Annotated in this window: 9 protein-coding genes; 2 read left to right on the forward strand and 7 right to left on the reverse strand. The window is 65.4% G+C overall.

All coding sequences use genetic code 11. The annotated features are described in order from the left end of the window. Nucleotides 1-4: 4 nt before the first annotated feature. The 7 genes from cysT to cysG all read right to left on the reverse strand — a co-directional run bounded on the left by cysT (nucleotide 5) and on the right by cysG (nucleotide 6,643). Nucleotides 5-841 (reverse strand): sulfate ABC transporter permease subunit CysT, encoded by an 837-nt coding sequence (gene cysT / locus ACXJMY_RS18365; protein WP_456620747.1) that lies wholly within the window; start codon nucleotides 839-841, stop codon nucleotides 5-7. 36 nt (nucleotides 842-877) lie between these two features. After that, on the reverse strand, nucleotides 878-1,891 hold the full coding sequence (locus ACXJMY_RS18370) for a sulfate ABC transporter substrate-binding protein (RefSeq protein ID WP_456620748.1): 1,014 nt from the start codon (nucleotides 1,889-1,891) through the stop codon (nucleotides 878-880). 112 nt (nucleotides 1,892-2,003) lie between these two features. Next, nucleotides 2,004-2,729 (reverse strand): phosphoadenylyl-sulfate reductase, encoded by a 726-nt coding sequence (locus ACXJMY_RS18375; RefSeq protein WP_456620749.1) that lies wholly within the window; start codon nucleotides 2,727-2,729, stop codon nucleotides 2,004-2,006. After that, entirely contained in the window at nucleotides 2,726-3,241 is a 516-nt protein-coding gene (locus tag ACXJMY_RS18380; protein WP_456620750.1) for a DUF934 domain-containing protein, read from the reverse strand. Before ACXJMY_RS18380 ends, ACXJMY_RS18375 begins: the two co-directional genes overlap by 4 nt. After that, the gene (locus ACXJMY_RS18385; protein WP_456620751.1) at nucleotides 3,228-4,883 is read right to left on the reverse strand and encodes a nitrite/sulfite reductase; all 1,656 of its coding nucleotides are present in this window, start codon (nucleotides 4,881-4,883) and stop codon (nucleotides 3,228-3,230) included. Before ACXJMY_RS18385 ends, ACXJMY_RS18380 begins: the two co-directional genes overlap by 14 nt. Nucleotides 4,884-4,913: 30 nt before the next feature. Continuing rightward, a complete protein-coding gene (locus ACXJMY_RS18390) occupies nucleotides 4,914-5,222 on the reverse strand; it encodes a DUF2849 domain-containing protein (protein WP_456620752.1) in 309 nt (102 codons plus the stop codon). Continuing rightward, complete coding sequence (gene cysG / locus ACXJMY_RS18395; RefSeq protein ID WP_456620753.1) at nucleotides 5,219-6,643, reverse strand: siroheme synthase CysG; 1,425 nt, start codon at nucleotides 6,641-6,643, stop codon at nucleotides 5,219-5,221. Before cysG ends, ACXJMY_RS18390 begins: the two co-directional genes overlap by 4 nt. A 245-nt stretch (nucleotides 6,644-6,888) precedes the next feature. Here cysG and cysD point away from each other — a divergent pair, with 245 nt between their 5' ends. Then, nucleotides 6,889-7,683 (forward strand): sulfate adenylyltransferase subunit CysD, encoded by a 795-nt coding sequence (cysD, locus tag ACXJMY_RS18400; RefSeq protein WP_456620754.1) that lies wholly within the window; start codon nucleotides 6,889-6,891, stop codon nucleotides 7,681-7,683. A 48-nt stretch (nucleotides 7,684-7,731) separates the two neighbouring features. After that, nucleotides 7,732-9,648 carry an adenylyl-sulfate kinase gene (cysC, locus tag ACXJMY_RS18405; RefSeq protein WP_456620755.1) on the forward strand — a complete coding sequence of 639 codons (1,917 nt, stop codon included), beginning with the start codon at nucleotides 7,732-7,734 and terminating at the stop codon, nucleotides 9,646-9,648. Nucleotides 9,649-9,784 lie beyond the last annotated feature (136 nt).

Genomic DNA, 9,784 nt, shown 5'->3' on the forward strand with positions numbered 1-9,784 from the left:
CCCCTCAACGCGCCGGGACCCGGCTCCGCGCCCAGCGCTGGAGCCGGTTGACGGCGAAGATGATGACGAAGGAGACGACGAGCATGACCACCGCGATGGCGGTCGCGTCGGCGTAGCGGAACTCGGACAGCCGGATCACGATCAAGAGCGGCGCGATCTCGGACACGTTGGGCAGATTGCCGGCGATGAAGATCACCGAGCCGTATTCACCGACGGCGCGCGCGAAGGCGAGCGCGAGGCCCGTGAGCAGCGCCGGCGCGAGCGAGGGCAGGATCACGCGAATGATGGTCTGCCAGCGGCTCGCGCCCAGGCTGCCGGCGGCCTCCTCGATCTCGGGATCGAGATCCTGGAGCACCGGCTGCACGGTGCGCACCACGAAGGGGATGCCGATGAAGATCATGGCGACGAAGATGCCGACCGGCGTGAACGCCACCTTGATGCCGAGCGCCGCCAGCGGCGCGCCCAGCCAGCCCTTCTCGGCGAACAGCGCGGTCAAGGCGACACCGGCCACCGCCGTCGGCAGCGCGAAGGGAACGTCGACGATGGCGTCAAACAGCCGCCGGCCAGGGAAGCGGTAGCGCACCAGCGCCCAGACGATGATGCTGCCCATCACCAGATTGACGCAGGCCGCCGCGAAGGCGAGGCCGAAGGAGACGCGCAATGCGTTCAGGGTGCGGCGGCTGGAGAGGATGGCCCAGAGCTGCTCCGGGCTGAGCTCGAGCGTGCGCAGGAACAGGCCGGCGAGCGGAATCAGGATGATGACGGACAGCCAGGACAGCGTCAGTCCCATCGTGAGACCGAAGCCCGGCAATGTCCGGCGTCGTGCTGCGATTACGGTCACCAGGCCCCCTGCTAACGCCCCTCCGACAGCGCCCGATCAGTTCTTGTAGATCTGATCGAATACGCCGCCGTCGGCAAAATGTTCCCTCTGCGCCTTGGTCCAGCCGCCGAAAACGTCGTCGATCGTGAACAGTTCGACCTTGGCGAAGGAGTTTTCGTACTTTTTGGCGATCTCGGCGTCGCGCGGACGGTAAAAATTGCGCGCGGCGATCTCCTGGCCCTCCTTGGTATACCAATACTGGAGATAGGCGTCGGCGGCGTTGCGCGTGCCCTTTTTGTCGGCAACCTTGTCGACGATCGCGACCGGCGGCTCGGCCAGGATCGATTGCGGCGGCGCGACGATCTCGAACTTCGCCGGTCCAAACTCCTTCAAGGCGAGGAACGCCTCGTTCTCCCAGGCAAGCAGCACGTCCCCGACGCCGCGCTCGACGAAGGTCACCGTGGCACCGCGCGCACCGGTGTCGAGCACCGGCACCTGCTGGTAGAGTTTTCCGATGAAGTCCTTGGCCTTGTCGGCGGAGCCATATTTCTTCTGCGCGAAACCCCAGGCCGCCAGATAGTTCCAGCGCGCCCCGCCCGACGTCTTCGGGTTCGGCGTGATCACGGCGACGCCCGGCTTGAGCAGATCGTCCCAGTCCTTGATGCCCTTGGGATTGCCCTTACGCACCAGGAACACGATGGTCGAGGTGTACGGTGATGAATTCTGCGGCAGCCGCTTCTGCCAATCGGCCGCGGTGAGACCCTTGCCCGCGATGGCGTCGATGTCATAGGCGAGCGCGAGCGTCACCACATCGGCCTGCAATCCGTCGATCACGCTACGGGCTTGCGATCCGCTGCCGCCATGCGACTGCTTGATCTCGACGCTCTTGCCGGTCTCCTTCTGATAGGCATTCGCGAACGCCTTGTTGAATTCGCCATAGAGCTCGCGCGTCGGATCGTACGACACGTTCAACAGGTTGATGTCGGCGGCGAAAGCCGAGCTTGCCAACAAACCCGTCACCAGGAGGCCTGCCGCGAGCGGAACGATACGGCGCATCATGTCCATCTCCATTCACCTCGACGACATCAATGTCGTCGATGGCACGCAGGCATAACTCGGGTCGAAACGCTCCTAAGTCAACGGAACCGGATTTTCTTGTTTGCGGCGATGTAGCCCGATTGTGCTACGAACTCTTCATCGTGTGAATGCCGCATTCTGTCTTGGCCCGGCCACGCCAACGACCGGCACGCGCGTCCTCGCCTTCGGCCGTTCTGCTCGTGCAAGGCATACACCCAACCGACAGGAAACCGGACTGCACCAGCGGATGGCGCGGCAATTTGGCGCGGACGAAAATCGCCTCGAGTTCCTCGCGCGAGACATTGGCGAAGGGATTGAATTTCAACCGCGCGCCGTCGTCCTCGACGACTGCAATGTCGGCGCGCGCACTGCCCTGGAAACGCTTGCGGCCGTTGATCCAGGCCGCGAACGGTTTCAGCGCACGCGCCAGCGGCTCCACTTTACGAATGCGGCAGCAGGCGTCGGGATCGGAGAACCAGAGGTCGCGGTCGGGATCATCGCGCGACAGCGTCTCCTCGGCCGGCTTGATCGAACGGACGTCCGTCAGGCCCAGCGTCGCGATCAGCGTGTCGCGATAGGCCAGCGTCTCCTCGAACAGCCAGCCGGTGTCGAGGAAGACCACCGGGATCGCCGGATCGACATCCGCCATCACCTTGAGCAGCGTCGCCGATTCCGTGCCGAAGGAGGACACCAACGCAAGCTTGTCGCGGCCGACCGTCTTCAGGGCCGCGGCGATGATCTCCGCGGGCGAGGCATCGCGCAGCGCGCGGTCGAGCTCCGCCGCCGAGGGCCGCTCAGAGAGCTTTGAAACCTGAGGTGCGACTGCGTTCACGTGCCGACACCCTCGGAGTGCCGCAGCTGCATGCGCCGGTGCAGCGCGGTGATCCGGCCGTCGCCGGTCGGCTGGTAGAACACCGAATAGCGCTTCGCGGTCTGCATGAAGGCTTCCGCGTCGGCCTGCTTCTTGACCTCGAAGGCATCGAAGCCGGCGCGCAGCATGAACACGAACTGGTCGCGCAGCACCTGGCCGGTGGCCCGCAGCTCGCCACGATAATTGTAGCGCTCGCGCAGCAGCCGCGCCTGGCTGTAGGCACGTCCGTCGCGGAAGCTCGGGAACACCAGCGCGACGACGGCAATCTTGCCGAGATGAGGCACGAGCTCGGCGATGTCGCGATTGTTCGGCCAGATCACGCCGATTTTGCCGCCGCGCTTGAGCAACGCTTCCGCGTCGGCCAAAAAGCGCTCAGCCGGTACCAGGATGTCGCCGCCCTCGGGCAGCGGCGTGTCGACGGCGAGCTTGACGAAGCTGTCGTCGGCGATCTTTCCGCCGTTAACGAGTGGCATAGACGCGCTCCTTGAAGGGTTCGACGCCGAGGCGCTTCACGGTGTCGACGAACAGCTCCTCCGGCCGCTCGCGCAGCGCGAGATAGGCTTCCACGATATCCTCGATGACGTCCGCGACCTCGTCGAACTTGACGCCGGGGCCGATCAGATTGCCGAGCGCGGCACTCTCGTCGGCACGGCCGCCGATCGTGATCTGGTAGACCTCCTCGCCGTTCTTCTCGACGCCGAGAATGCCGATATGGCCGACATGGTGATGGCCGCAGGCGTTGATGCAGCCGGAGATGTTGATGTGGAGACGGCCGATCAGGTTGGCCAGCTCGTGGTTGGCGAACCGCCGCGTCAATTCCTGAGCGATCGGGATCGAGCGCGCATTTGCCAGCGAGCAATAGTCGAGACCCGGGCAGGCGATGATGTCGGTGATCAGGTTGACGTTCGGCGTGGCGAGCCCGAGCTTGTCGAGCGCCTTCCACAGCGCCGGCAGGTCGCGCTTGGCGACGTGCGGCAGCGCGAGGTTCTGCTCGTGGCCGACGCGGATCTCACCGAAGGAATATTTGTCGGCGAGATCGGCGAGCGCATCCATCTGCTCGGCCGTGGCATCGCCGGGAGGCGCTCCGATCGGCTTCAGCGAGATCGTGACGATGGAATAGCCGGGGTTCTTGTGCGCGGCGACCGAGTTCTTGCGCCAGGCCTCGAAGCCGGGATCAGCCGCGGCCTGCCGCAGCTCGTCCGGCATGTGCGGCAGCTTCTCGTAAGCGGGATAGATGAAGCGCGAGCGGATGTCCTCGATCACCTCGTCGTCGATCTGGAGCGAGGAATTGCGGATTTGCTGCCACTCTTCCTCGACCTCGCGCGAGAATTTCTCGATGCCGAGCTCGTGCACCAAAATCTTGATGCGCGCCTTGTAGATGTTGTCGCGGCGTCCATACTGGTTGTAGACGCGCAGGATGGCCTCGATATAGCTGAGCAGATCACGGCCATGGACGAAGTGCTTGATGGTCTTGCCGATGAACGGCGTGCGGCCGAGACCGCCGCCGACCAGCACCTCGAAGCCGGTCTCGCCCTTCTCGTTCTTGATCAGACGCAGGCCGATGTCGTGAACCTTGATCGCGGCGCGGTCGTGGTCCGACGCGGTGATCGCGATCTTGAACTTGCGCGGCAGGAACGAGAATTCCGGATGCAGCGTGGTGTGCTGGCGGATCAGCTCCGACCAGATGCGGGGATCCTCGATCTCGCCGGGCGCGACGCCGGCCCACTGGTCCGAGGTGACGTTGCGCATGTTGTTGCCGGAGGTCTGCATCGCATGGATGCCGACCTCGGCGAGATCGGCGAGCGCATCCGGCAGGTCCGACAGCTTGATCCAGTTGAACTGGATGTTCTGCCGCGTGGTGAAATGGCCGTAGCCGCGGTCATATTTGCGCGCGACATGGGCAAGCGCCCGCAACTGGTTCGACGCCAGCGTCCCGTAGGGGATCGCGACGCGGAACATGTAGGCGTGCAGCTGAAGATAGACGCCGTTCTGCAGGCGCAGCATCTTGAATTCGTCTTCGGTGAGCTCGCCCGAGAGGCGGCGCTGCACCTGGTCGCGGAATTCCGAGACGCGCTCATTGACCAGCGTGCGGTCGATTTCGTCGTAAGCGTACATGATTGAAGTGCCTTACAGCTCGACCTGCGATCAGACCGGCAAGTCGATTGTCACGCCATCGCGGCGGATCTGCTCGCGCAGATTGCCGGGCAGGATCTTGCCGGCTTCGTCGACCTGCACCGGTGCGATATAGGGACCGATGGCGCCGACGTCATCGGCAACGGCTTCGGCGAGCAACGCTTTTGCCTCGTCGGAGTTTTTCACGATCGCGGCGTCCGCCAGGTCCGCCGACCAGCCCTTGGCAGCGGTGCGGTAGACGACAACGCCATCCCAGGTGCGGTTCGCCGTCACCACGGAGGAACCGTTGATTTTGAGTTTCTGTTGCAGAGGAGAGGTCATTCGGCAGCATCCAGCAGGTCAGAGATGATTTGTTTGGGTGTTTCGCGGCGAAGCGAGCCGGCATGCCGGACCACGTCGCCGATGATGAGAATGGCGGGACCGCCATGGGTCCGCCGCACCAGCTCGGGCAGGTCGCGCAGCGTGCCGATCGCGCCCTGCGCATCGGGACGCGTGACGCGCGCGAACACGCCGACCGGCGTTTCCGGCGAGCGGCCGGCGGCGAACAGGCCGGCACGCACGGCGGGTGCCGCGGTCATGCCCATGTAGACCACGACGGTCATTTTGGTGTCGGTCAGCGTCGACCAGTCCACGGCTTCCGCATCGCGCGCCTTGTGCGCGGTGAGGAAGGTGATACGGGTCGCCTCGTGACGGTAGGTCAGCGGCACCTCGAAATCGGCGGCGCCGCCGAGGCCTGCGGTGATGCCGGGAATGATCGAATAGGGGACGCCGGCCGTGCGCAAGGCTTCAATCTCTTCGCCGCCGCGGCCGAACACGAAGGGATCGCCGCCCTTCAGCCGCACCACGCGCTGGCCGGCTTGCGCCGCCTCGATCATGCGCTTGTTGATGGCGTCCTGGCCGATGCCGGGCTTGCCGACGCGGCGGCCGACCGGAACGCGCGTGGTGTCGCGGCGGATGCGGTCGAGAATTTCCGGCGAGACCAGCTCGTCATGAAAGACGATGTCGGCATCCTGCAATGCGCGCAGCGCCTTGATGGTCAGCAGATCGGGATCGCCGGGGCCGGCGCCGACCAGCGTGACGGAGCCTTCCGGCTTGTCGTCGCGCGCGAACGCGGACGGATCGGAAATCGTCTTCAGCGCCGCTTCGGCCTCGCCCTTGCGGCCGGCGAGCACGGCGGCCCCGATCGGGCCGTCGATGACGCGTTCCCAGAAACGGCGGCGCAGCGGAAACTCGGCGATACGCTCGTTGATGGATTTGCGGAAGCCGCCGATGAACTCGGCGAGCTCGCCGATGCGGGCCGGCAGCAGCGCCTCGATCTTCTCGCGAACGCGCCGCGCCACCACCGGTGAGGTGCCGCCGGTGCCGACCGCGACCACGACGTCGCCGCGATCGACGATCGCCGGGAAGATGAAGCTGGAATGGTCGAGATCATCCATAACGTTGACCGGCAGGCCCAAAGCCTTGGCGCGTACCGACATCGCAACACCGACATCGCCGGCACCGGCGCAGACGATCGCGATCACGCCGGAAAGGTCGGCGGTCAGCGGATCGCCATCGGCAAGCGCAATCTGCGCCGTGTCATCAGATCCGAGGCCGAGATCACGATTGCCGTCGATCGCATGCACGCGAAGGCGCGCGCCGGCAGCCGCGAGCACGCGCAGCTTGGCGCGCAAAAGCTCGCCCGCGCCGATGAGGACCACCGGACCGGCCTTGAGATCGAGGAACACCGGCAAGAACCGCATGCGATACTCGCTTCCCCCACATACGGGGTTGACTGGAATTATTTTCTATATATGTCTCGTTTCGAGCGCGCAAAGAGAAAATTTTTTCTTCTCTCCCGCGCTGCAACTATAGAATTTTCGCCTCCAAACGCAAAGTGGCAGAGATGCATCTTCTCAAGGACGATTCCGCTGCTGATCGACTGAGCAGCCCCGCGCTCACCGGACGCGTGCGCGCGCAAGAATTTTCTGCTGAACTTGCCCCCAGCATGGACCATCTCGACCAGCTCGAAGCGCAGAGCATCTACATCTTCCGCGAGGCCTTTGCCCGGTTGAAGAAGATCGCGCTGCTGTGGTCGCTCGGCAAGGACTCCAACGTCATGATCTGGCTGGCGCGCAAGGCCTTCTTCGGCCGCTTGCCGTTCCCGGCCCTCCATGTCGACACCGGCAAGAAGTTTCCGGAAATGTATCGCTTCCGCGATCATTACGGGAAGGAATGGGATCTCGACCTGCGTGTCGAGCCCTGCCCGCCCATCGATGCCGTCGACCCAACGCTGCCGCCGGCCGCCCGTTCCGCCGCGCGCAAGACCGAGGGCCTCAAGCTGGCGCTCGCCAAATACGGCTTTGACGGCCTGATCGCCGGCATCCGCCGCGACGAGGAGGCGACGCGTGCCAAGGAGCGCGTGTTCTCGCCGCGCGGGCTCGAAGGCAATTGGGACGTGCGCGACCAGCCGCCGGAGTTCTGGGACCATTTCAACGCCTCGCCGCCGCAGGGCGCGCATTTGCGCATCCATCCGATCCTGCATTGGACCGAGGCCGACATCTGGGCCTACACCAAGCGCGAGAACATCCCGATCATCCCGCTGTATCTCGCCAAGGACGGCAAGCGCTATCGCTCGCTGGGTGATCAGGACATCACCAATCCGGTCGCTTCGACCGCATCGACCATCGACGAGATCCTGGTCGAGCTCGAGCAGACCAAGGTGCCGGAGCGCGCCGGGCGCGCGCTCGACCACGAGACCGAGGACGCTTTCGAGCGCCTGCGCGTCGCCGGCTATCTCTGATCCCAAGGACCTGATTCAAGGACCTGATCTCAAGGACGCAACGCGGCTATGAACATGATCGTCCCCACGGCTTCGCCCGCCACCCCGAACGGCACGACGCGGCCGCAAGTCCGCATCGTCATCGTCGGCCATGTCGACCACGGCAAGTCGACGCTGGTTGGCCGCCTTTTGCATGAGACCGGCAGCCTGCCCGACGGCAAGCTCGACATGCTCAAAGCCGTCAGCGCACGGCGCGGCATGCCGTTCGAATGGTCGTTCCTGCTCGACGCGCTCCAGACCGAGCGCGACCAGGGCATCACCATCGACACCACGCAGATCCGCTTCCGCACCAATTCGCGCGACATCGTCCTGATCGACGCGCCCGGCCATGCCGAATTCCTGCGCAACATGATCACCGGCGCCTCGCAGGCCGACGGCGCGGTGCTGATCATCGACGCGCTCGAGGGCGTGCGCGACCAGACAAGGCGGCACGGCTATCTGCTGCATCTGCTCGGCGTGAAGCAGGTCGCGATCGTCGTCAACAAGATGGACCGCGTCGACTTCTCCGCGGAGCGTTTCAGGGAGATCAGCGACGAGATCTCGGCGCATTTGCAAGGCCTCGGCGTAAAGCCAACGGCGGTGATCCCGATCTCGGCCCGTGATGGCGACGGCGTCGCCGAGCGCACCGACCGCATCGGCTGGTACAAGGGCCCGACCGTGGTCGAGGCGCTCGACCGGCTCGAGCCGGCGCGCCCGCTGGAAGCGCTGGCGCTGCGGCTGCCGGTGCAGGCGATCTACAAGTTCGACGACCGCCGCATCGTCGCGGGCCGCATCGAATCCGGCAGCCTGGTTGCCGGCGACGAGATCGTGATCATGCCGGCCGGCAAGATCGCCAGGATCAAGACGGTCGAGAGCTGGCCGGTGACGCCGGTGGCCGGACCTCAGGGCGCGGGCCGCTCGGTCGGCATCACGCTCGACCGCGAATTGTTCATCGAACGCGGCGACATCATCGCGCACACGGCCGCCGCCCCGCGCGAGACGCGCCGGCTGCGCGCGCGGATCTTCTGGCTGCACGACAAGCCGCTCGCCAAGGGCGACCAGCTGCTGGTGCGCAGCGGCCCGAAGGAAAGCCGCGCCACCGTGGTCGCGATCGAGAAGGCCGTCGATCCCGGCGAGCTCTCGAGCATCGAGAACAAGGCGATCGGCCGCAACCATGTCGGCGAGATCGACATCTCGCTCTCCAGTCCAATCGCAGCCGATCCCTACACCGAAAATCCGCGCACCGGCCGCCTCGTGATCGAGGTGTCCGGCCGCATCGCCGGCGGCGGTCTGGTGCTGTCGGTCGATGCCGGCCAGCGCGCCGTTCCCGTCGACATCGTGCCGGTGGAATCCGCGCTGCGGCCCGACGAACGCTCGGCGCGCTACCGCCACAACGGCGCGGTGGTCTGGCTCACGGGCCTGCCGGCTTCGGGCAAGTCGACGCTGGCGAAGGCGCTGGAGCGGCGGCTGTTCACCAATGGCGGCTCGCCGATCCTGCTCGATGGCGACACGCTGCGGGCCGGCCTCAACAGCGATCTCGGCTTCTCCGCCGCCGATCGCAGCGAGAACATCCGCAGGCTCGCCGAGGTCGCCACGCACCTCGCCCGTAACGGCCACATCGCGATCGTCGCCGCGGTTTCGCCGGCGCGCGAGGACCGCGCCACCGCGCGCCGCATCGCCGACACCACGTTCCGCGAGATCCACGTCGCAACGCCCGCGCAAGTGTGCGAGGAGCGCGACCCCAAGGGCCATTACAAGAAGGCCCGCGCCGGCGCGCTGGCGTCGTTCACCGGCATCGGCAACGACTACGAGAGGCCCGAGGCCGCCGAACTCGTGATCGACACCTCGACGCGAACGGTTGCCGAGGCGGCCGATGAGATCGAACAGATGCTGAAAGCGACCGGCGTGCTGTTCGACGAGCTGGTGGATCTCGCCGCAAATATTTGAGGCGCCGATTATCGCGCCACATCATCGGTGTCGTCCCGGCGAAGGCCGGGACCCATACCACGTGATCTTTCGGTGGGGATGAGGTGCGAGTCCCGGACTACTAATCTTCGCCAAACTACTTCCTGTGGTTATGCGT

This window comes from Bradyrhizobium sp. P5_C12 (genome assembly GCF_054049735.1).

Coding starts and splice junctions, on each gene's coding strand:
- ACXJMY_RS18370 (WP_456620748.1), bottom strand. CDS start 1,891: ATGGAGATGGACATGATGCGCCGTATCGTTCCGCTCGCGGCAGGCCTC.
- ACXJMY_RS18380 (WP_456620750.1), bottom strand. CDS start 3,241: ATGCCACTCGTTAACGGCGGAAAGATCGCCGACGACAGCTTCGTCAAG.
- ACXJMY_RS18385 (WP_456620751.1), bottom strand. CDS start 4,883: ATGTACGCTTACGACGAAATCGACCGCACGCTGGTCAATGAGCGCGTC.
- ACXJMY_RS18390 (WP_456620752.1), bottom strand. CDS start 5,222: ATGACCTCTCCTCTGCAACAGAAACTCAAAATCAACGGTTCCTCCGTG.
- cysG (WP_456620753.1), bottom strand. CDS start 6,643: ATGCGGTTCTTGCCGGTGTTCCTCGATCTCAAGGCCGGTCCGGTGGTC.
- cysD (WP_456620754.1), top strand. CDS start 6,889: ATGGACCATCTCGACCAGCTCGAAGCGCAGAGCATCTACATCTTCCGC.
- cysC (WP_456620755.1), top strand. CDS start 7,732: ATGAACATGATCGTCCCCACGGCTTCGCCCGCCACCCCGAACGGCACG.